Origin of the sequence: Thalassotalea nanhaiensis (assembly GCF_031583575.1) — a bacterium.
GTDB classification, from domain to species: Bacteria; Pseudomonadota; Gammaproteobacteria; order Enterobacterales; family Alteromonadaceae; genus Thalassotalea_A; species Thalassotalea_A nanhaiensis.
In genome coordinates, this window is record NZ_CP134146.1 from 951,194 (window position 1) to 973,006 (window position 21,813).

At 38.2% G+C, this 21,813-nt stretch carries 18 protein-coding genes; 12 read left to right on the forward strand and 6 right to left on the reverse strand.

Features of this window, described 5'->3' with window-relative positions; all coding sequences use genetic code 11:
- The first annotated feature begins 46 nt into the window (after nt 1–46).
- On the forward strand, nt 47–721 hold the full coding sequence (locus tag RI845_RS04320; RefSeq protein ID WP_348388521.1) for a GAF domain-containing protein: 675 nt from the start codon (nt 47–49) through the stop codon (nt 719–721).
- Here RI845_RS04320 and RI845_RS04325 read toward each other — a convergent pair.
- The 3 genes from RI845_RS04325 to pdsR are packed head-to-tail and all read right to left on the reverse strand — an operon-like array spanning nt 718 to nt 4,205.
- The gene (locus RI845_RS04325) at nt 718–1,302 is read right to left on the reverse strand and encodes an SOS response-associated peptidase (RefSeq protein WP_348388522.1); all 585 of its coding nucleotides are present in this window, start codon (nt 1,300–1,302) and stop codon (nt 718–720) included. The two genes, RI845_RS04320 and RI845_RS04325, sit on opposite strands and share 4 nt — an antisense overlap.
- A gap of 35 nt (nt 1,303–1,337) precedes the next feature.
- The gene (gene pdsS / locus RI845_RS04330; RefSeq protein ID WP_348388523.1) at nt 1,338–3,500 is read right to left on the reverse strand and encodes a proteobacterial dedicated sortase system histidine kinase; all 2,163 of its coding nucleotides are present in this window, start codon (nt 3,498–3,500) and stop codon (nt 1,338–1,340) included.
- A gap of 12 nt (nt 3,501–3,512) precedes the next feature.
- The gene (gene pdsR, locus RI845_RS04335; protein ID WP_348388524.1) at nt 3,513–4,205 is read right to left on the reverse strand and encodes a proteobacterial dedicated sortase system response regulator; all 693 of its coding nucleotides are present in this window, start codon (nt 4,203–4,205) and stop codon (nt 3,513–3,515) included.
- Between the two features lie 211 nt (nt 4,206–4,416).
- Here pdsR and pdsO point away from each other — a divergent pair, with 211 nt between their 5' ends.
- The 10 genes from pdsO to RI845_RS04385 all read left to right on the forward strand — a co-directional run bounded on the left by pdsO (nt 4,417) and on the right by RI845_RS04385 (nt 16,334).
- Entirely contained in the window at nt 4,417–5,184 is a 768-nt protein-coding gene (gene pdsO / locus RI845_RS04340) for a sortase-associated OmpA-like protein PdsO (protein WP_348388525.1), read from the forward strand.
- A 280-nt stretch (nt 5,185–5,464) separates the two neighbouring features.
- Nucleotides 5,465–5,815 carry a DUF6249 domain-containing protein gene (locus RI845_RS04345; RefSeq protein ID WP_348388526.1) on the forward strand — a complete coding sequence of 117 codons (351 nt, stop codon included), beginning with the start codon at nt 5,465–5,467 and terminating at the stop codon, nt 5,813–5,815.
- Between the two features lie 24 nt (nt 5,816–5,839).
- Nucleotides 5,840–6,358, forward strand: coding sequence for an RNA polymerase sigma factor (locus tag RI845_RS04350; RefSeq protein ID WP_348388527.1), 519 nt, complete (start codon nt 5,840–5,842; stop codon nt 6,356–6,358).
- Nucleotides 6,358–6,672 carry a hypothetical protein gene (locus RI845_RS04355; RefSeq protein WP_348388528.1) on the forward strand — a complete coding sequence of 105 codons (315 nt, stop codon included), beginning with the start codon at nt 6,358–6,360 and terminating at the stop codon, nt 6,670–6,672. The genes RI845_RS04350 and RI845_RS04355 overlap by 1 nt, the downstream gene beginning before the upstream one ends.
- Before the next feature lie 109 nt (nt 6,673–6,781).
- The gene (locus RI845_RS04360; RefSeq protein ID WP_348388529.1) at nt 6,782–9,001 is read left to right on the forward strand and encodes a marine proteobacterial sortase target protein; all 2,220 of its coding nucleotides are present in this window, start codon (nt 6,782–6,784) and stop codon (nt 8,999–9,001) included.
- Nucleotides 9,002–9,003: 2 nt separating this feature from the next.
- A complete protein-coding gene (locus RI845_RS04365; protein ID WP_348388530.1) occupies nt 9,004–9,732 on the forward strand; it encodes a class GN sortase in 729 nt (242 codons plus the stop codon).
- Between the two features lie 177 nt (nt 9,733–9,909).
- A complete protein-coding gene (locus RI845_RS04370; protein ID WP_348388531.1) occupies nt 9,910–11,289 on the forward strand; it encodes an MFS transporter in 1,380 nt (459 codons plus the stop codon).
- Nucleotides 11,282–14,161, forward strand: coding sequence for a gluconokinase, GntK/IdnK-type (locus tag RI845_RS04375; protein ID WP_348388532.1), 2,880 nt, complete (start codon nt 11,282–11,284; stop codon nt 14,159–14,161). The genes RI845_RS04370 and RI845_RS04375 overlap by 8 nt, the downstream gene beginning before the upstream one ends.
- Nucleotides 14,158–14,922 (forward strand): CBM9 family sugar-binding protein, encoded by a 765-nt coding sequence (locus RI845_RS04380; RefSeq protein ID WP_348388533.1) that lies wholly within the window; start codon nt 14,158–14,160, stop codon nt 14,920–14,922. Before RI845_RS04375 ends, RI845_RS04380 begins: the two co-directional genes overlap by 4 nt.
- Before the next feature lie 41 nt (nt 14,923–14,963).
- The gene (locus RI845_RS04385) at nt 14,964–16,334 is read left to right on the forward strand and encodes an ADP-ribosylglycohydrolase family protein (RefSeq protein ID WP_348388534.1); all 1,371 of its coding nucleotides are present in this window, start codon (nt 14,964–14,966) and stop codon (nt 16,332–16,334) included.
- 42 nt (nt 16,335–16,376) lie between these two features.
- Here the strand turns inward: RI845_RS04385 and RI845_RS04390 are convergent, their stop codons facing one another.
- The 3 genes from RI845_RS04390 to RI845_RS04400 all read right to left on the reverse strand — a co-directional run bounded on the left by RI845_RS04390 (nt 16,377) and on the right by RI845_RS04400 (nt 20,168).
- A complete protein-coding gene (locus RI845_RS04390; protein ID WP_348388535.1) occupies nt 16,377–17,372 on the reverse strand; it encodes a LacI family DNA-binding transcriptional regulator in 996 nt (331 codons plus the stop codon).
- 88 nt (nt 17,373–17,460) lie between these two features.
- Nucleotides 17,461–18,789, reverse strand: coding sequence for a glycoside-pentoside-hexuronide (GPH):cation symporter (locus RI845_RS04395; RefSeq protein WP_348388536.1), 1,329 nt, complete (start codon nt 18,787–18,789; stop codon nt 17,461–17,463).
- Nucleotides 18,790–18,836: 47 nt separating this feature from the next.
- Complete coding sequence (locus tag RI845_RS04400) at nt 18,837–20,168, reverse strand: GH1 family beta-glucosidase (RefSeq protein WP_348388537.1); 1,332 nt, start codon at nt 20,166–20,168, stop codon at nt 18,837–18,839.
- Between the two features lie 366 nt (nt 20,169–20,534).
- Here RI845_RS04400 and RI845_RS04405 point away from each other — a divergent pair, with 366 nt between their 5' ends.
- Nucleotides 20,535–21,803, forward strand: coding sequence for a sugar MFS transporter (locus RI845_RS04405; RefSeq protein ID WP_348388538.1), 1,269 nt, complete (start codon nt 20,535–20,537; stop codon nt 21,801–21,803).
- The last annotated feature ends 10 nt before the right edge of the window (nt 21,804–21,813 follow it).

Sequence of the window (21,813 nt, forward strand, 5' to 3'; positions counted from 1 at the left end):
CATCTAAATTGACGAATTAATAACATTATATTTATAGGTAAAGCCAATGCGCTTATTTGACATTTTAGGGGTTCTTTACGAACCAATTAACAGCCTTGATAACCATGATCATTTGTTAACTTATATTGAACCTGAGTTAAACGAAGATGGCACGTGTCCAATCTATAAAGTTGCTGGTAACACCTATGACTTAATGCAGTATGTTGATAGCGAAGAGCAAAAAGCAAATTTGCTGGATCTACTCGCTCGTTTAAATCGTTTAGTACGCTGGATCCACATTAAAAGTGATGTTCTTTGGTTTGGTATATACCTTCGCCATGGTGACAAACTGGTTAAGTACGTATACAACGGCGAAATGAGTAAAGCTGAATTTGAGATCTCAGAGGAGCATTTGGAAAAATCAATTAATACCCGCGTGATCATGGAAAAGCAGCAATATTATATTCCTGATGTCGATACCCACGTAGGTCCATATTATCGTTGTGATGCAAAAGTGAAATCAGAACTATGTTGTCCGATATTTGGCCCTGATGGAGATGTGATAGGAATTTTTGATTCTGAAGATCATCGTAAACATTTCTTCGACGACAAAATTGATTTCATTGGCAATAAAGTAAAGCGTGCCATTGAAATATTCTTAGAAGATCATCCTTATATGACCCACTCTAAAGAGTTCGATATCAATGAAGATGACTACTCTAAAGAGATAAAAGCCAACTAATTATTATCTGCCGCAGTTATCTGAAAAGGTTGCTCAATTGTTGTTAGCAGTGGCGTAACTAAGTCAATGTCTTTGCTAAACCATTCGTTAATCGAATTTTTCGGCACCAATAGCGGCATTCTGCTGTGGTATTGGCCGCATTGCTCAGTTGGTTTAGTGGTTAAGGTGACTAATAGCGGTGTGTCAGAGTCTTTGGCTTGGTAATATATCCCGGCCATTAACAATGGCGTTTGTTGATCATCAACAAACTGATATTTTTGTTTTTTGCCTTGCTCGTCTGTTTTCCACTCAAACCAACTAGAAAATGGAATAACACAGCGTCTATGTTTAAACGCCTGCTTAAATGTTGGTTTTTCAGTAATGCTTTCCGCTTGACCATTAATTAATAATTTATTTGCCCATGCGGGCTTTATTCCCCATAGTGCATCTTGCTGACACAGATTATCTTCTGTTTGTATTATGGTGCTTACTGTCTGACTAGGACATAAATCGTTGTTTTCTACACAGGTAAATGGGCTGAGCAAATTGCTTGTAACCCAAGTTTCAACCTGTTGTTTATTTACTGAGAATCGTCCACACATAATTGCATACCTAAATTTATTAAGCCGAGTTCAGGTTATTTAGCTATAGGTAAGGTAAGTATAAACCTTACACCAGTATTATCAGCTAAGTTTTCAGCAATTATAGTACCCTTATGATGATCGCTGATCAGTTTACAAATATATAAGCCAATGCCTAAATGAGGCTGTTTTTTCTGCTCTTCATTACGAACTGACACCATGGCATCAAAAATATTCGCCTGCATCTTTTGAGGTAACAAAGCGCCTTTATTTTCTACCGTTAACATCACCTGTTTTTTGCTATTGTCTAATGCCAAATTAACGTTAATATCATCACCATTGTCACTAAATTCAACCGCATTTGATATTAGCTTGTCGAACAGTTGCGCGATATGCTCGTCACAGCCATTAATAAATATGGGTTTGTTGGTGATGTTAATATCGAAGTTTTGTTGTTGATAAATTTGTTGATAGCTTTGACCGCAACCTTCAACTAACGCAGCAAGATCAAATTTTTCGCTTTCAGATGTTGCCAATGCCTGCTCTAAATGTGTCGCCTCACTCATTGCCATTAACATTGAATTCAAACGGTTAATGCCATCTTTAGCACGTTTCATATATACCTTACTGTCATGGGGCAAGTGCTGATTTTCCATCATTTCAAGCGATGATCGCACAACTGAAATTGGGGTTTTCAGCTCATGCGACAAACGTGACGACATATTTTGCAAATAATTATTGTACTGGCTTAGTTGGCTTATTATGTTGGTAAAGCTTTTTGATAAATCACCAATCTCATCATTTATTTTTGTACTGGGTAAATTCGCTTTTATTTTGCCTTGTTCATCAACAACGGCATCGGTTTGATTGCGTAATTTTCTAATTCTATATGAAAGCCTTAGGGTATATAGAAACAATGCAGCAACGGATAAATAAATGAAAATACTGGTCAGTAATATCCCTTCAACCGCTTTATTACGAATACTGCGAATACCATGAGTTGTTTCTTCAACAATTACTGCGCCCTTTATTTGATTATCAACATAAATTGGGTGAGCAGCAGACAGAATTACTGCTTTATTGTCATTGGTAGTCCACCATAAAGAGGTTAGCTTTCCGGTATTTATTGCGGTTTGAACATGACGGTTCTTATGACGACGATTTTCAAATTGCTCAATGGTAAATGTCTTTGGCGGCTTAGTTAAAAAGTATTGGTAAAAAGGGTTTATGATCAAGTTTCTTATTTGACTGAACCATGTATCCTGCTCCAGGTAAAAATTATTATCTGACCAATCTCCTGCGGCATTTTGAATATCGCCATGTTCAGTTAAAAGCTGCTGATGCTTATCTACGACTCGAATTTTTGAATGACTGCGGCCCATAGCTTTTATAATACTTTCAATTTGAGGCGAGGGTACCGTAAGAGTACCTAAATCATTTGAGTTTTGAGTATCGGCAGTACCAATGACTACTTTTTCAATTGGCTGGGCGAAAGAGTCAATGTCGGTAATACTAAAACCAACCTTTTCTCCCAGTAATGATTTTTTAATTCGAAGCTCAACAATGTAACCGTCTTTTGTTAATTGCCATTGACCCTGTATTGCCGTCTCATTTTCTGGATGCGTTTCAGAGCCTGCTGGCGGCATTTTGAATGCGCTGATCCAGCCTACGCCATGGTTACTGATAACATAGCGAGAAAACTCTTGGTTTTGATCGAGTGTGGCTATTTCAATATGATCATTTTCAACAACCGATAACGCATTGCTCGGTCGAAAGAGCACACTATCGTCAGATACTTTTAGTAATGCGTATACATAGTCTTTATATCGACCTATTTGAGAACTAAAGTTTAAACTAACCTCAGCTTCGCTGAACGTCGAGTTTATTTGGTTTAAGTGGTTGTAATAGTTGATGCTTTTTGTGTTGGCATGTTCTAGCCAATCATTATCAAGCCCGTCCAGTTTAATTGCTTTAGTAATTTCACTTGGAAAAAAATCTTTACCTTTCACCAATGCATCTTTATAGCTTGCCTGAGTATTAAATAAATTTTCCCGTTCATGCAGTGCGGTTGCCAATGCTTTGGCATTGTTCATTAAGGTTTGCTCTTGGCCTTTGCGCAAGTGTTTTTCCATGTCCCAAATATAGTTGTAACCTATCATTGGAATAGCCAGTAAAAAACTGGCAAAAAACATTAACTTTACGGTGATATTTAAGCGCAATTCGATTATTCCCTATTGCTCATCATGCCAGCGATAACCCATACCATATACGGTATCGATACAATTAAAAGAGCTGTCTTGAGCATTAAATTTTTTGCGAATGCGCTTGATGTGAGCAGTAACTGTATTGTCATCAACAACGATGTTGGCGTCGCTCATTAACTGCTCTTTATTTTTAACATGACCCGGATTTAGCGCTAATGAATAAACCATCCAAAATTCAGTAATGGTGGTATTAATTAATTTATCTCGCCAATGAATACTTAACCTATCTTTATTAATGCTAAGCTCACCGCGCTCTACTTTGTTTTCAATAATAGGCTTATCGATAAATTTAAGGTAATTCAAAATGGCATGAATGCGAGCACTTAAATTTGCAAAACTCATCGTTTTACTAACGTAGTCATTAGCGCCCAAACGCAGGCCACTAATTAAGTCGGCATCTGAATCTCGTGCGGTTAAAAATATTATCGGTAATGTTTCAGACTTGTCTCGAAGGTATCGGCATAAATCAAACCCGCCATCATATTCATCTTCAAGTCCAATATCTAAAATGGCCAAATGCGGCAACGATAAATCAAAAGCATCTAATGCTGTTTGTTTATTTTTATAGGTTTGCACAACAAAACCTTGCTTACGCAAGGCATCGGCATAGTTTTCTCTAATTGCTTCATCATCTTCAACAATTGCAATTCGTTTGCTCATATCTTTTCTTTTTCTTTGGACTGTTTGAAATCAATATATCAATAAAAAGCATAATGTTAAGGATAACAGGCTAATCATCATAATTGGTCATAATTGTGCGTTAAAAGTTCATTTTAGAATAAATAGATTGTCATTTTTATTGGGTTTAATGAAGTCATTGAAAGGTTACGGCCTGAACGATTTATTTATATTAACAAAAAAGGTAAACACTATGAAAAAGACAATGACAGCAATAACCCTTAGTACGGTATTATTAACTACAGCATTTATTACTCCACAAGCGTACGCTGAAGAGAAGAACATTATTGAGCACATTGAAGAAATCCCAACGGAAGAAAAAGTAGGGGTAAGTATAGGTGCAATTATTGGCGGTATTTTTGGTGGACCTCCTGGCGCATTCATTACAGCTATAGCCGGCGACTTCATCGCTAAAAATATGATTAATGAAGAAGAAATAAGTGCGTTAGAAACACAAGTTGAACAGCAAAAACTTAGTGCGACCAATGCAAAGCACAAGTATAAAGGCGAAATTAAAAACCTTGAAATGCAATATCAGCAAGAGGTGATGAACATTGCCAACAGCTATGAAAACAGTGAAAAAGCGCAAGTAGAAAACATTTTAGTAAGCTTAATGTTTAGAACCGGTTCGAGCGTAATTGAACCGCATTATGAACAACAGGTGCAGGCTTTAGCGAAAGTATTACAGCGTTCGCCGCACTTAAATATTGACCTGTCAGGCTATACCGATAAACAGGGCGATGAACAACGCAACCTGCAATTGGCCGAACAGCGTATTGCCAGTGTTAAACAATTATTACTGGATGAAGGGATAGAAGAACAACGAATCTTTACCAATGCATTTGGAGAGTTGGCACCGGTAGATGCAACTGTTGCCTCTGAAGTAAATTACTTTGATCGACGTGTTGTAATGAAACTGAAAGTTGATAGTGAGGAGGTGGCAAAGCAAGCAAACTTATAAATTGATTTTTTAAACATCTAAATAACCCCCGCCAAGTAGAAGCCATTTTTCAGCAGAATTATGGCTTTTTTTGCTCATGGAAGAGCTATATGCAGAAAATACATGGATGTATAATTTTCTGTTTTGCTCAGGGAGAAGGAATGCAAACTGCCATGGAGTTAATAAGTTAATATTGAATTAGTAGCTTTAATAAATTTATTTTCAATCGCTGCATCTAAAACCATCTTTTAACACCTCTTATTAAATAACACACATTATTTTTAAATTATTGGAGTTTATTATGCACGGCAATCTTATCCCTATCGTATTATTTATCATGTTAGGCGTTATTGGCTTTTCATTCTTTTTCTTTTCTTTTAAAGGCAAGCAAGCGTTACATCAAACCTTGCAAGTAGCATTTGAAAAAGGCCAGTCTATGTCCCCTGAAAGTATTGAAAAAATACTGCAAGGTCAGAAAAATCCGCACGCTGATTTTAAACGCGGTGTACTGTTAGTTAGTTTAGCTGTAGCCATTGGTATATATGGTCTTATTAATCCATATGGCATCGACATGGTCGGGTTCTCATTATTCCCATTAGCAATTGGAATTGGCTACCTAGTCGTTTGGAAGTTTGGTCCAAAAGACGCTTAAGCAATGATGTGATACGCTAACCTTATGCTAGACAAATTAATCGCTAAGTTTACAAAGCAAAATGACCAGCATGCATTTACTGAAATAGTAAAGGCATGCCAGTCAGATTTGCGCGGCTATTGCCGGCGATTAACCGCTGGCGACCATGCTCTTGCTGATGACATCGCTCAAGAAAGCTTAATTACTGCTTATCAACAATTAGGTAAATTAAATAATATCCAGGCGTTTAAATCATGGTTATATCGTATTGCCTATCGTAATTTTTTAAATCAAATAGCAAAAAATAAAGAGCAAGTGCAAGAGGCATTACCAGAAATTGCAATTACTGATAATTGTGAAAACGAACACATGGTAATGCAATTAATGCAGTTTTTAAGTAACGAGCAAAGAGCAGTGCTAACCCTGAATATGACGCTGGGTTATGGTCATGATGAAATTGCTTCAATCTTAAACATGCCTTTAGGTACGGTAAAGTCGCACTGCAAACGCGGCAAGGATAAATTATTATCTATCGGCCAACAATTACAATTAGGAGCAGCATAATGTGCCCTTTTAATGAGCAGCAACTAGAATCGCTTTTCAGTAAGCCTATGCCAACAGTCGATTCTAAAGAATTTGTTCAACAAACTCTTGATAAAGCCAACAAACGTAACTTTAAACGATTTTTTATTTTACAATTGTTTGCGCTTATCGCGTTAATCCCCTTGTTGTATTTCTTACCTACAACGATGATTATAAACTCAATCAGCCAATTTAAAATTTATGAATTAGCAAGTATTCAGTCCGTGTTATTAAGCTCTGTACCGTTATTCATTGTTGCGTTGGTGTGTTATTTCATTAACGATGAACTCGCTTAGAACAGCTAATTCATAATTGATCATTTTTTATAGGACTAAGGTCACTTTTTACTAGCCCTATTGTCATAAAGTTTCGCTTAAATTGAATCACAATTTATGGAGAAACTTTATGACACCTAAACCCTCATTCAAACATTATTTAACCGGTTCAGCACTCTGGCTTACCTACCTTATTGTTGGCTCTATGCTTGTTAGTAGCTTTGTTGTATACGCGAGTACAAATTCCAACTCAAACCAGATTACAAGCCAATATTCAAAAACTATAGACTATAACAACATTGAATCAGGCAGCTTATTTCTTAAAAGTGAGCAGGGAATAACGCATTCCTTAGTTACGGCAAGTGACTATAACGTTGATGTGAATGCCATGATGGCAAGGGTGGTTCTGACTCAAAGTTTCACCAACACATCACCTGATTGGGTAGAAGGAATATATGTGTTTCCCCTGACTGAAGGTGTCGCCGTTGATGATATGGAAATGTGGATTGGGGAGCGGTTTATTAAAGCCGAAATACAAGAGCGAAAACAGGCAAAGAAAACTTACGAAGCTGCCAAAAAAGCAGGAAAGAAAGCCAGCTTAGTCGAGCAAGAAAGACCTAATCTGTTTACTACCTCGGTCGCAAATATTCCCCCTGGAGAGTCGATCAAAATTAAAATCAGCTACTTGCAACAAGTACCGTTACTTGCCAACACATTTAGCTTACGCCTGCCATTAACAATAACCCCCCGATATATTCCACAAGAGTACACCGAGGCGAAACTGGAATATGAACATCATCAAACAGCTCAGCAAATAGAACAACAAACTACCCCCATTGATATAAAACAAGGGCTTGGCTGGTCAGTGAATACTTTTACCGTACCTGATGCATCTCGAATCACGCCATTTCAAGTGTCTGAGAGCTTAGGTCAAAAAGCAGCTATCTCAGTAAATTTGAATGTTGGCTTGCCCTTGTCAAAAGTTGAAAGCGAACACCATAAGATTAATCACTCAGCCGTTGAACAAACTCATAAAATTTCGCTAGACAGTAGCAGAGTGGAAATGAATCGTGATTTTGTACTAAATTGGACGATACAAGAAAGTGCTAGACCGCAAGCTGCGTACTTTAAAGAAAGCAAGCAAGGCTTTGATTATGGTTTATTCATGATAACTCCGCCAACAGCGCCGCAAACTAATATCAATATTCCAAAAGAGATGATTTATATCATTGATACTTCTGGCTCAATGGGAGGGGTTGCAATTGAGCAGGCAAAATTAGCGTTAGACTTTGCTGTTAAGCAATTAACGCCTACGGATAAATTTAACATTATTGAATTCAATTCAACTTATACAACACTGTTTAATCAATCTGAAGTTGCTTCAAAAGCGTCGGTGAATCGAGCGATTAATTGGATTAGCCACCTGCATGCAAACGGCGGCACTGAAATGGTCGGTGCATTAAACGCCGCAACCGGGCATTCTGCTGCTTCTGGCTTTATTAGACAAATAGTGTTTATTACCGATGGTAGTGTGGGCAACGAAGAGCAATTGTTTCGAATCATTAAATCTAAGCTCTATGATTCCAGATTACACACCGTTGGCATTGGCAGTGCACCAAATAGTCATTTTATGGAGCGTGCAGCTGAACTAGGCAGAGGGTCTTTTAATTACATTGGTGATATCGGTTCCGTCCAGCAAAAAATGAGTGAATTATTTAATCGTATTGCCCAGCCTATGCTAACTGATATTACGATTAATTGGCCCAGTGAACAGGTTGAACTATTACCGAAAAAAATTCCTGACTTATATGCGACAGAGCCACTCATCATAAGCGCTCGTTGGCCTTCAAACTCTTTACTAAATAACTCTGCAAAGATGACTGTAAGTGGTGAAATCAACCAACAACTTTGGTTACAAGATATGCCCGTTAATAATGCAATGACACAATCAGGAATAGCAACATGGTGGGCGAGACAAAAAATAAAACATCTCAATTACGAACTATATGACACGGATGAAAAAAATGAGAAGCAAGGCATCATTAATAAAATTACAGACATAGCAATTAGTAACCGTTTGCTTTCCAAGTACACCAGTTTTGTTGCCGTGGAAAAAACGCCAAGCAGAACGCTTGCTGACATTTTGAAAAAACGCCCTGTGGCTAATGCTATGCCAAAAGGTTCAACTCAAAAAATCCCATTAGCTCAAACCGCAACCAATGCTAATGTTTTATTTAAAGTAGGGTTGTTAATGTTATTGATCACCGGCTTATGCATGTTAGCAACTCGAACGAGGCGTCAATACCAGCAATTAACTCTGAGCAACAAATCAAAGAAGATTAAGGAATAAGTATGAGTGATATTAAATTTATTCCAGTAACCGATTTGTCAAAATTGAATTGCAGCTCAGCCAGTCAGAAATCGACTGAAACAAAAAACATAAGCGCTGCCAAAATAATGAAGATTTTATCTGTATTAATTTCGTTAGGTTGTATCGCCAGTGCGTCTTTCATTCACATTAAGGCGTATACGGCTCAGTATCTATTAAGCCAGGCTTGGCAAAAAAGTGACGTCAGCAACGTTGCAAAGCCATGGCCTTGGTTTGACAGCCATCCTGTGGCAAAAATTCACTTTCCAACCTTAGATGATGAGCATATTGTTTTGGCGGGAGACTCGGGACAAGCTTTGGCTTTTGGTCCTGGCTTAAGTCACTTAAGTGCACAACCCGGTGAAGAGGGCACTTTAGTCATCTCTGGACACCGAGATACTCATTTTAGTTTATTGCAATATTTAAACCCAACAGAAAATGTAGTACTTGAAAGTATGTCTGGCGTACAGCATCGCTATAAAATAAATAAGATCAGCGTGATTGATATTAACAAAGATGACATTGTACAAACTGATTTTGAACGATTATTACTGGTAACTTGTTTTCCATTTGATAGCGATGATGCTAATACTCCATTAAGATATGTAATTGAAGCTTTTCCTGTTGATAATAATCAACCCTCACAACTCATTGCCAAGCAAATGTCAGTGCCAGTAAAGGTATATAGTAAAAGTGCACCAATAACGTTCTAATTTAACATTTAACACCTTTCTTTAAAGTCAGCTAATGCCAATTTTATTTTTAAATGAACTTGGTATTTAACGCTGGCTTTTTCTATTTTTAATCACGGCAGTTTACAAATTGTAAATTAATTGTTAACGTATATGTAAGCGCTTACATTTTGTGTTTAATAAATTAGTGAACAATCAATGAACTCACAACAAAATAATAAATTTTCAATAAAAGAGAGTGCAGGTTATGCCTGTGGCGATGTTGCGTCTAATTTCTATTGGCGCGTTTTTGACGTATTTCTCTTCATTTTCTATACCGATGTATTTGGGCTATCTGCTGCTGCTGTAGGTACCATGATGCTGGTAACCCGGTTAATTGATGCGTTTTCTGATCCATTGATGGGCGCTGTAGCTGACCGAACAAAAACTCGCTGGGGAAAATTCAGGCCATACTTACTTTGGGGAATTATTCCAATCGCAGCCGCTGGCGTATTAACCTTCACAGTACCTGACTTAGATGACAGTGGTAAGTTAATTTGGGCCTATTGTACTTATATATTCATGATGTTGGCCTATACGTTTATTAATGTGCCATACGGTGCGTTGCTTGGTGTGATCACCGGTGATAGTCAACAGCGTACGCTGTTAACCAGCTTTCGCTTTATTGGTGCCTTTTCAGGAGGAAGTTTAGTTGCGTATTTAACGCCGGAGCTAGTGAGCTTTTATGGCGGTAATGATCAAGTGTTAGGTTGGCAATTAACCATGCTAACCTACGGCATCGTTGCCGGTGTTCTGTTTTTTATCAGTTTTATTTCTACCACTGAACGTATTCAACCAGTAGCCACTAAAAGCACACCCGTGCTCCAAGACATCAAAGACTTATTCAATAATAAACCTTGGCTGATATTATTTTCATTGGCATTAATTATCATGATGACCATTACGTTGCGCGGTAGTTCTGGCACGTTTTATTTTAAGTATTTTGTTGAACGAGAAGACTTAATTGGTAGCTTCAGCTTAGCGTATATGTTGTCTTTGGCTGTAGGTGCTGCGAGCACGCCATTACTGACCAAACTTTGTGATAAAAAAACATTACTGTTCATTTTGATGATTGCGGTTACCGTATTGTCGACATTGTTTTATTTTGTGTCAAAAGATCAGCTCTGGCTTATATTTACCCTGCAAATTGGCATTGGTTTTTGTTTAGGGCCTAAGTCACCATTAGTCTTTTCTATGTATGCCGATACTGCTGATTTTTCTGAATGGAAAACCGGGCGCAGAGCAACGGCAATGATTTTTTCAGCAGCCGCTTTTGCACAAAAGTTAGGGGGCGCATTGGCTGGGGCTATGATGGGATGGTTACTCGCGAGTTTAGGCTATGTTGCCAATCAAGTTCAAAGCTTGGAGTCACAGCACGGCATTGTATTATTAATGACGTTATTGCCTGCAATGTTTGCGTTAATTTCAGTGTTTGTGATCCGCTTTTATCCATTAAGCGATCGTAATGTTGTCGATATACAAGACAAGCTTAATATGCAAAAACATACCATAGCGAAAGAGCTTGCCAAGAATGTATAAACCAACAAATAAACTGGTTTTTGTAGATGACACAAGACAACGAATAGAGCTGTACAGCCCAACAAAAATGCCTGAAGCAGGCAGTTTTTTGTGGAATAAACAAATGATGGTGCAATTTAATTGTCGTGGTTATGCTGTTGGACAGTTTATGCAACCAGAGCCAAGTAAATACGCTTATGCCCCAAATTTGGAAGCTAAAACCTTTATGCAGCCAGAGCATGCGTATTATGCAAATCATCCGGGTCGATTTTTTTATATTAAAGATGAAGATACTGGTGAAGTATTTTCAGCACCTTTTGCTCCTGCCAAAATGTCTCTCGATTATTTTTGTTTTTCGGCTGGTCAACATGACATTAGTTGGCACATCGAAGCGCTGAATATTTCCGTTAAAATCACGGTAAGCCTTAGTGAATCTGATGCGATTGAAATGTGGGAATTAACGGTAAGCAACTTAGACAGTAAAGCTCGAAACGTAAGTATTTACCCTTATTTTACTGTTGGTTATATGTCATGGATGAATCAATCAGCAGATTTTCTGCCTGAATTAAATGCCATTGTAGCGACTTGTATCAGCCCATACCAAAAGGTTGAAGAATACTTTGAACGAACAAATTTAAAAGATAAAACTTATTTAATCGCTGATACCAAGCCTACATCATGGTGCTGTAATCAGAAGGTGTTTGAGGGCAATAGCGACGTATCTTTTCCTGAAGGTATAAAAGCAGAGACATTAGAGCAAATTAATTCATTGTACGAAGTACCTGCCGCGGTGATGCAATATCAAGAAAGTTTCAAAGCTAAGCAAAGTAAGAGTTATCGCTTTTTATTTGGGCCTGCAGAACATAACCAACAAATTGCTGATATAAGGGATAAATACTTTGGTACATCAAACTTGTTCGAGCAAGAAAAACATAATTATGAACAATATATAAAGCAAAGCTCTGGACCAATAAATATTGAATCTGGCGATACGGTTTTCGATCAGTTTGTCAATTATTGGCTGCCCAGACAGGTGTTTTATCATGGTGATGTAAACCGCTTAACAACCGATCCGCAAACTCGTAATTATTTACAAGATAATCTGGGCATGAGCTATATTTCGCCTCAAACAGCTCGTCAGGCATTCATTACTGCATTAAGCCAACAAAATCAGACAGGAGAGATGCCAGATGGTATTTTGATCCACCCTGATGCCAGCTTAAAATACATTAATCAAGTGCCACATACCGATCATTGTGTATGGCTGCCAATTTGCATTCAAGCATATTTAAATGAAACCAATGACATTAGCTTATTAGATGAATTAGTGCCCTTTGCTGATAATAAAAGTACCCAAACCATTAAACAGCATATTGAGCTGGCGTTAGACTGGTTAGTCGCCTCATGTGATGAACGAGGGCTTAGTTATATTGCTCAGGGGGATTGGTGCGACCCGATGAATATGGTTGGCTATAAAGGTAAAGGAGTATCTACTTGGCTTACCTTAGCAAGCGCTTATGCGATAAATACTTGGGTTGATGTTTGTGCTGACTATCAAATTGACATCAATCTAAAATACAGTTTTTTTGCTGGTTTCCTTAATCAAGCGGTGAATAAACATTGTTGGGAAGGGCAGTGGTATAGCAGGGGGATCTCCGATGATAATATTAGCTTTGGCGTTGGCGATGACACAGAAGGGAGAATTTATCTTAATCCACAAAGTTGGGCAATACTTTCAGGAGCAGTTTCTACTGAGAATAAAGCTAAATTGCTTGCTCAAATAGAACTGCAATTAAACACTCCATTTGGCACAATGATGTTGGCGCCGAGTTATACCAAAATGCGCGAAAACGTTGGCAGGCTTACTCAAAAGTTTCCGGGCACCGCCGAAAACGGCTCTATCTATAACCATGCGGCAATTTTTTACGCATACAGTCTATTTAAAATTGGCGAAGCTGAAAAAGCGTTTTCGGTAATGAGAAAAATGCTACCGGACGATAATTTTATCCAGCGTGGACAATTACCTAATTTTATTCCTAATTATTATCGCGGGGCTTTTTATCAACACCCAAGAACTGCAGGGCGTTCAAGTCAGTTATTTAATACGGGGACAGTATCTTGGTTCTATCGCTGTGTGATTGAAGGTATAGCAGGTCTGGTGGGCAACAAAGGCGATTTACTGATCAAGCCACAACTACCAAATCAATGGTCAAAATTAAACGTTATTCGAGCGTTTAACGGGGCTACCTTTAATGTAGAAATTTTAAAAACAAAAAAAGTAAGCCAACAAACAGTCCACATCAACGGTAATTATGAAGCATCTAATCGTATTGCTAACATTACCGCAGGTAAGACCTATCAAGTACAAGTGTTACTACCATTGCCACCAGAGCTGATCATTATAATGGGAGTTAGTGGTTGTGGTAAATCAACTATTGGCAGGCAAATTAGCAAACAGTGTAGTTATAAGTATTTTGAAGCAGATGATTTTCATTCTGAAGAGGCTATCGAATTAATGGCGCAGGGCATACCGCTAACAGATAAACAACGGGAACCCTGGATAGATGAAATGTGCACCTGCTTAGAAACAGAGTTTATTAAGAAAAATGATTGCGTGTTGGCATACTCTGGCCTTAGAGCAGAGCACCGGGAAAAATTTAGACAGCTGGGTTTTAATACCCGTTTTGTTTTTTTAGACGTGGATGAACAACAGTTACAGGTACGGTTGAAAAATAGACCCTCACATTTCTTTAAAGAGGAGTTACTTGCAAGCCAGTTTTCTGCCTTGCAACGTCCCAATGATGAGAGTGATGTTTTTGTTGTTGATGCTAATCACTCGCAAGCGTCTGTTTTAGGGCAGATTGTTTCTTATATTAAAAATGGAGAAGCATGATGAAAGTACCGTCATTAAACCAAGTGATAGTTTTGTCAGGCTTATTTATTTCAACACTAGGTGTTGCTGACGAAAATCTAGTAAGTGTGAACAAAGCCGAATCTGCAATTGTGATTGATGGTGTTGCCACTGAACCAGCTTGGAAAAATGCCCCATGGTTAGCGTTAGATAAACATATTGTTGGGGAGTACCCTAGCTCTGATGACTTCTCTGGGCGGTATAAATTGCTTTGGGATGAACAGTATTTATATTTAATGGCTGAACTTAACGACGATGTATTGTTCGATCAATACGCAAACCCCACTGAAAAGTATTGGGATGATGACAGCTTAGAGGTTTTTATCGATGAAGATGCCTCTGGTGGAAACCATCAATTTAGTTTTAATGCTTTTGCTTATCATGTCGCATTAGACAATCAAGTAGCTGATATAGGCCCCAATAATCCCGACGGCAGTACCAACTTCATTTTGCTTAATGAACATGTGCAAAGTAGGTGGCAGCGCAGCGAAACAAAGCCCTATTCGATTACCTGGGAGCTTGCCATAAGTTTATACGATGATAGTTTCAGCTTAACGGGTAAGCATACGCCAGTGACTTTATCGAAAGGTAAGGTGGTTGGTTTTATGTTGGCCTATTGTGATAATGATGGCAGCAAGGTACGTGAACATTTTGTTGGCTCACATGATATTAAACCGAAAAATGGCGATAAAAACTTAGGTTATATCGATGCCAGCGTATTTGCTAAAGTTAAACTGCAATAATCATTCATTTTATTTAACCGATTGAACATTGAGGTTGTTAGATGAACGTATTTAAAAGTATCCTTTATTTTACTTTCCTCAATGCTATTTGGGCTTGCTCAGATCACAATGATACTCATCAATTAAAACCAACGGCTGAAACAATTGTCATTAAAAAGAGTGAATATAAGGAAAAGTTGCACGGTTTTTGGCTAGGGCAAAATATCGCCAATTGGACCGGATTAATTACTGAAATGGATAAAGTCGGCACACCTGATACTATGCCATTTTATACCGATACTGACTGGGGAAGAAAAGATTTACCGGCAATATGGGGTGAGGGAGTGCCCCATTCAGATATTATTGATTTTTACTTTCAACAAGAAGGTAAACCATGGGGGGCTGACGACGATACAGATATAGAGTATATGTATCAGTATTTACATGAACAGCACAAGACTAGTTTGCTCAGTGCAGAGCAGATACGAAAGGGCTGGTTAACACATATCTATTCTGAAACAGATGCTCCACTTTTTAAAAAGTTTGCTGACTCAAAACCGATGCAAGAAAACTTTTTATGGGAATCAAATCAACAAGCTAGGATTTTAATGGAGCAAGGCATGCTACCGCCTCATACTAGCGAACCTGAAAATAATAACAAATATATGATGATAGATGCGCAATTAACAACCGAGGTTTTTGGCTTGTTAGCACCTGCGAGAGCTGATGTGGCATTAAAAATTGCTCATTTGCCAATAAGAACATCTGCTAAATATGATGCTCAGTTGGCCGCAGAATTTTATGTTGTTATGCATTCTTTGGCTGCTAATGTTGATAATCGTCAATCGATGAAAACGCAAACTCAATGGCTTGCTAAGCAAGCAAGACAATATTTGCCAGACTCCTCTGTTGTTGCAAAAATGTATGACTTTATTAAAGAATCATATGACACCAACCCAGATAAAAATAACTGGGAAAAAACCCGCGACGCTGTTTACTTACGTTATCAAATAGAAAAACTTGATGGATATAATTATAAAGACCCATTCGAGTCTGGAATTAATTTTGCGGCAAGTTTAGTGAGCCTTTTCTATGGTGAAGGTGATATAAAGCGTACGATTCAAATTGGTACTTTAGTTGGTTGGGATTCTGATAACCCAACGGCAACTTGGGGCGGATTATTAGGGTTTATGATAGGTAAAAAAAGTGTTGAAAAAGCATTCGAACAATATCATTTGTCAGATACGTATTGGATACACAGAACACGGCGTAACTTTAAGGATAGAACGCCAAACATAGACGGTGAAGATACCCTTCATGGTATGGCTGATCGAGGTTTAAGTATTGTTGACCGTGTTGTTATAGAGCAAATGAACGGAAAACTAAATGATGCAGGCGATGCATGGGAAATACCGCTACATCAGCCTGATTAAACACATTTATAATAAATATGGTATTTGCTTTTAAATAACAAATTACTTGGTAGCGATAGAGTTTCGAGTTATGAGTTTTGGCTCAAACACATTTTGAATAGCAATATCATCTTGTTTATAAACGTTTTTCAATATGATATCAGTTGCCATCTTACCCATTAAATATGCCGAGTTATCTATGGTGGTTAGCTCAGGATATAAATAGCTGGCAAACATGTTGTTATCAAATCCAACGATAGATAAGTCTTTAGGTAAATTTAAGCCTTGCTTTCTAGCTGCTTTCATCGCACCTGATGCCATTTCATCGTTACCACATGCAATCGCTGTAAACTTTGTCGGCGCGGCGGTTAGCTCGTTATAGCCTTCAAAACCAGTACCTTCATTAAAATCACCTTGATAAAAAAGATCATTTTGATAGGTAATGTCATGTTCGGCAAGTGCTCGTTGGTGACCTACAAGGCGATCATGAGAGTCAACTTTCCAGTCTGGACCAGAAATATAGGCAATATCTTTATGCCCTTTTTCTATCAATGCTTTTGTCGCTAAATAACCACCTAGTTCGTTATTTAAACTGATGCAGTTTTGGGCCATTTCATCAACTTTTCGGTTAACAAGTACTGTAGGAATAGTTTTAGAAATACTAACAAGGTAATCATCATCCACTGAGTCTGTTAGTAAAATTAACGCATCGCATTTTCGACTAATTAAAAACTCAATGGCACTTTTTTCTTGAGCTTCATCACTATGGCCGGTGGTAATAATAATGTGTTTGTTGGCTAAGCGCAGTTCGTTTTCAATACCGTCCATAATGAATCCGAAGAAGCCACCATGTAATTCTGAAACTAACACACCAACACTGTTGGTACGGTTAGATGCTAACGACTGCGCAATTGAGTTAGGACGGTAACCTAACTCATCCATGGCCTGTAATACTTTAGTTCGTGTTTTTTCACTTACCTTTGCATTGTTATTCATTACTCGCGAAACTGTTGCAAGTGACACACCTGCTAATTCCGAGACTTCATAAATTGTGGCCATTTAACGCTATTCCTTAGAGTTATTAAATAATTATTAGAAAAACTACAACCTTATTTTTGTTCGACACTGTACCATGTTTGCTGCCAAATTAACTAGTGGCCTGGTTAAGTTGCTGATGTATATCCGCAACTTTTTTGTCATCCAAAATATACCAGCGCATAATGAATGCAACCAATAGTGACCCTATTGCAGGAAATAAAGTAAACGATAGCAATATGCCTTGTTTAGTTTCTTCCGTTTGTTCCATATCTGCTTGGTAGCCATAATATGCAAGTGCCCAGCCTGCGAGTGCCCCACCAAGTGCTAAACCTAGTTTTATAAAGAACACTACTGACGAGTAGACAATACCGGTAATTCTAACGCCGGTTTTCCATTGGCCATAATCAATGGTGTCGGCCATTTTAGCCCATAATAATGGAGTCGCCATCTCAAGGAAAAAGCGCCATAAGAAAAACACCACAAATGCCAAGGTGATTTGCTCGCTACCAATAAAGTAACTCAAGGCACAAATTATTGCGGCAATGGTTTGTAAGGTTATGTAGGCCTTAATTTTACAGACTTTTTTGGCTAACGGTTGAGCAATAGCAACACCTGCGATACTACCAATCATCCCTAAAGTGATAAAAGCAGACACTAAATCTTCACGCCCAAGAAAATATTTTACGTAATAAACAGATAACGAAAAACGCAATATTTGCCCGGTTAGTAAAGACACTGCAGCTAAACATAAAACACGCCATTGATCATTTTGCCAAAGTGATTTGAAGTCTTCTTTAAAGCTTGATTTTTGACTAATCGGTGTGACGATACGTTCTTTAGTTCCGGCGAAACAGAGTAAAAACATAATGACGCCCATGATGCTCATTACGATCATGGTGTATTGATAGCCTTTGGCATTGTCGCCATTACCAAAGTACTCTACCATTGGCATAGTACATGCGGCGATAAACGCTCCACCCAACATGGCAAAAATAAAACGATAAGTTTGTACCGTAACTCGCTCTTTAGGATCGGCAGTAAGCACACCACCTAAAGCCGAGTAAGGGATATTAATAGCAGTGTAAACCATCATTAATAATGTGTAGGTTACAAATGCATATATTAAACGACCACTTTCTGAAAAATCAGGTGTGGTAAAGGCAAGTACACTAATTAAACCAAACGGAAGAGCCAGCCATACTAGGTAAGGGCGAAACTGACCATACTTTGTGCGCGTTCTGTCGGCAACAGCGCCCATTAATGGATCTGTTATAGCATCAACAACACGTACCAATAAAAACATGGTACCAACGGCAGCAGGGGCCAAGCCTACAACATCGGTATAATAAACCAATAAAAACATCATTACCGTTTGCCAAATAATATTACTGGCGGTGTCACCTAATCCATAAGCAACTTTTTCTTTTACTGATAGCATTTCAGCCCCTTTGTATTTTAATTATTATATGTTTTATACCAAGCTGGTTACGATCTTTGCGCAAGTAGGTCGCTGTATGCTTGACCGCTTGCCTTCACAGTACGCTGCTGAGTTTCATAATCTACATAGACTATACCAAAACGTTTACTGTAGCCTAGAGCCCATTCAAAATTATCCATTAAACTCCAAGCAAAATAACCTTTTACGTTAACGCCTTGTTCTATGGCGTCATGCAATGCATTTAAATGTTGTTGGTAATATGCAATGCGGTTTTGATCGTCGACCTGCTCGTTTTCAATGGTGTCAGGCATAGCACAACCATTTTCAGTGATATAAATAGGCGGCAGCTGATATTTTTCATTTAAACTGGTTAACAACTCAGTAAACGCTTGCGGGTATATTTCCCAGCCCATATCTGTAAGGGGAACATTCTCTGGCGGAATAACCATAAATGGTTCAACTGCATCTGCTTTAAACACTTCTCTGGTATAAAAGTTAACGCCTAAGAAGTCCATTTTTTTACAAATGATGTCCATATCTCCGTCAACGATGTCAGGCTTATGAGCATCGTCTAGCAAATCAATAGTATCAGGATAACGGCCATCAAATAACGGCTTGATATACCATTGATTGTTATAATCGTCAGCAAATTTAGTTGCCGCTAGATCTTCTGGAGAGTCAGTTGCAGGGTAAGCAGGAGTAAAGTTTAAAACGATACCATTCATGCTGTCAGGGCTATATTTATTAAGCACATCCATGGCTAAACCATGAGCAAGTAAAATATGATGAGCAGCCTTACGGCCATATTCTTTACCAACTTTTCCCGGTGCATGAACACCAACTTCATAACCTAGATATGCACTACAAAATGGTTCGTTAAATGTAGCGTAGGAATGTACTCGGTTACCTAATGCTGTTGTTACCAACTTGGCATACTCAGCAAACTTATAGGCTGTTTCTCTGTTTAGCCAACCACCGGTATCTTCTAAATATTGAGGTAAATCCCAATGATAAAGCGTTACAAAAGGTTTAATGCCTTTGGCATTAAGGCCATCTAATAATTTAATATAAAAATCTAAGCCTTGTTGGTTAGCGCTACCATCTTGATTCATAACTCTTGGCCAAGAGATAGATAATCGATATGCATCAACGCCTAACTTGTCAATAAGCTCTATATCTTGTTGCCATAAATTGTAATGATCACAAGCAATGCTGCCATCACTTTTGTCTGAAATTGTGCCTTCTTTTTGGCAGAAGGTGTCCCAAATACATGGCAATCGAGAATTAATGCCTCCCTCTATCTGAAAAGATGCAGTAGCAACACCATAGAGAAAATTTTTGCTTAGCATTTTTGAGCGTTGTGGTAACGAGATTTTCATATCAGACGACAAGTCCTGTTTTAATTTATTATAAATTATTCCTAGACCATCAAACCTGTAAACAGTCTAGGAATATTAGCGTCTTACGGCTCAACAGTAGCTAGGTAAATGCTAGCTAGGTACGTAAGTTTATTATTGTTGTCATTCTTATTATTGTTATATAACTCATGAAAGCGCTTACATTATCTTGTTAAAAAAAATTGCTATTGAGCAATTTTGTGGTATAAATGAAAGCGCTTACATGTTTGAGGTTAACGTTAAAATAACAAAAGGTCAACATTTAACCGCAAACAAACGCTAAAAACTGGGTAAACATCTTTTTTACCTTATATTTGAGACCCAAGCAGAGGTTACAGAGGAAACATTATGGCTGGTGCAACGATTCCGTCAACGGAAAGTAACATATCATCTCAATCTACAGGCAACTACAATTTTGCCCTAGTATCCCTAACATCATTATTTTTTATGTGGGGTTTTATCACCTGTTTAAATGATATTTTAATTCCGCATTTAAAAGGAATATTTGATTTATCATATGCACAAGCGATGTTGGTGCAATTTTGCTTTTTTGGCGCTTACTTTATTGTTTCAATTCCAGCTGGCAAAGTCGTTAAAAGCTTTGGCTTTCAACGCGGTATTGTTATCGGTTTGATGATTGCTGCACTAGGTTGTTTAGGGTTTTATCCCGCTGCTTCAATGCACAGTTACCCAGTATTTTTGATGGCGTTCTTTGTGTTAGCGTCTGGCATTACTTTATTACAGGTTTCAGCCAACCCTTATGTAAGTAGCTTAGGTAACCCTAAAACAGCATCTTCCCGTTTAACACTTACTCAGGCGTTTAATTCTTTAGGTACAACTGTTGCTCCTTATTTTGGTGTTTACTTAATTTTAAATGAAGCTGTTGAAGGGGTTGCTAGTGCTCAAGAAAAAGCAGCTGCAGTGCAAATGCCTTACGTTATGTTAGCGGCAATGCTATTAATATTGGCGGCAGTTTTTGCTTGGTTAAAGCTTCCTCATATTGCCGCCGAAGAAGAAACTGAAGAAAAACCGCAAATAGATGGTAGTGCTTTACAGTTTTCTCACCTTGCTTTAGGTGCGGTAGGTATATTCGTTTATGTCGGTGCTGAAGTCTCTATTGGCAGTTTTTTAGTTAACTTTTTAGGAGAAACACACATTGCTGGTTTAGAAGAAGCTGAAGCCGCGAAGTATATAGTTTATTACTTTGGCGGTGCAATGGCAGGCCGGTTTTTAGGTGCCTTGGTAATGCAATTTTTACCTGCAGGTAAAGTCTTAGCCTTTAATGCGTTTGCGGCTTGTGTACTTGTATTAATGGCGATGTTAGGGTCTGGCGCACTTGCTATGTGGTCTATCATATTGGTTGGTTTCGCTAACTCAATTATGTTCCCTACAATCTTCAGCTTAGCGGTTATCGGTTTAGGTAAACACACCTCACAAGGCTCAGGAATTTTATGTATGGCAATTGTGGGGGGAGCTTTAGTACCCGTTCTACAGGGCGTTTTTGCTGATTCAATTGGCTTACAAGCGTCTTTCTTCTTACCAATTATTTGTTATGTATTCATTGCATATTATGGTTTGGTCGGTTCAAAACCCAAAGCAACATTAATCGCAGAATAGCAGAGCTAAA

Excerpts from the sequence above, each read along its gene's own strand:
- RI845_RS04370 (WP_348388531.1), top strand. The coding sequence starts at position 9,910 with ATGAACTCACAACAAAATAATAAATTTTCAATAAAAGAGAGTGCAGGT.
- RI845_RS04360 (WP_348388529.1), top strand. The coding sequence starts at position 6,782 with ATGACACCTAAACCCTCATTCAAACATTATTTAACCGGTTCAGCACTC.
- RI845_RS04385 (WP_348388534.1), top strand. The coding sequence starts at position 14,964 with ATGAACGTATTTAAAAGTATCCTTTATTTTACTTTCCTCAATGCTATT.
- RI845_RS04400 (WP_348388537.1), bottom strand. The coding sequence starts at position 20,168 with ATGAAAATCTCGTTACCACAACGCTCAAAAATGCTAAGCAAAAATTTT.
- RI845_RS04405 (WP_348388538.1), top strand. The coding sequence starts at position 20,535 with ATGGCTGGTGCAACGATTCCGTCAACGGAAAGTAACATATCATCTCAA.
- RI845_RS04380 (WP_348388533.1), top strand. The coding sequence starts at position 14,158 with ATGATGAAAGTACCGTCATTAAACCAAGTGATAGTTTTGTCAGGCTTA.
- RI845_RS04365 (WP_348388530.1), top strand. The coding sequence starts at position 9,004 with ATGAGTGATATTAAATTTATTCCAGTAACCGATTTGTCAAAATTGAAT.
- RI845_RS04375 (WP_348388532.1), top strand. The coding sequence starts at position 11,282 with ATGTATAAACCAACAAATAAACTGGTTTTTGTAGATGACACAAGACAA.
- pdsO (WP_348388525.1), top strand. The coding sequence starts at position 4,417 with ATGAAAAAGACAATGACAGCAATAACCCTTAGTACGGTATTATTAACT.
- RI845_RS04325 (WP_348388522.1), bottom strand. The coding sequence starts at position 1,302 with ATGTGTGGACGATTCTCAGTAAATAAACAACAGGTTGAAACTTGGGTT.
- RI845_RS04345 (WP_348388526.1), top strand. The coding sequence starts at position 5,465 with ATGCACGGCAATCTTATCCCTATCGTATTATTTATCATGTTAGGCGTT.
- RI845_RS04320 (WP_348388521.1), top strand. The coding sequence starts at position 47 with ATGCGCTTATTTGACATTTTAGGGGTTCTTTACGAACCAATTAACAGC.
- RI845_RS04350 (WP_348388527.1), top strand. The coding sequence starts at position 5,840 with ATGCTAGACAAATTAATCGCTAAGTTTACAAAGCAAAATGACCAGCAT.
- RI845_RS04355 (WP_348388528.1), top strand. The coding sequence starts at position 6,358 with ATGTGCCCTTTTAATGAGCAGCAACTAGAATCGCTTTTCAGTAAGCCT.
- pdsR (WP_348388524.1), bottom strand. The coding sequence starts at position 4,205 with ATGAGCAAACGAATTGCAATTGTTGAAGATGATGAAGCAATTAGAGAA.
- RI845_RS04390 (WP_348388535.1), bottom strand. The coding sequence starts at position 17,372 with ATGGCCACAATTTATGAAGTCTCGGAATTAGCAGGTGTGTCACTTGCA.
- RI845_RS04395 (WP_348388536.1), bottom strand. The coding sequence starts at position 18,789 with ATGCTATCAGTAAAAGAAAAAGTTGCTTATGGATTAGGTGACACCGCC.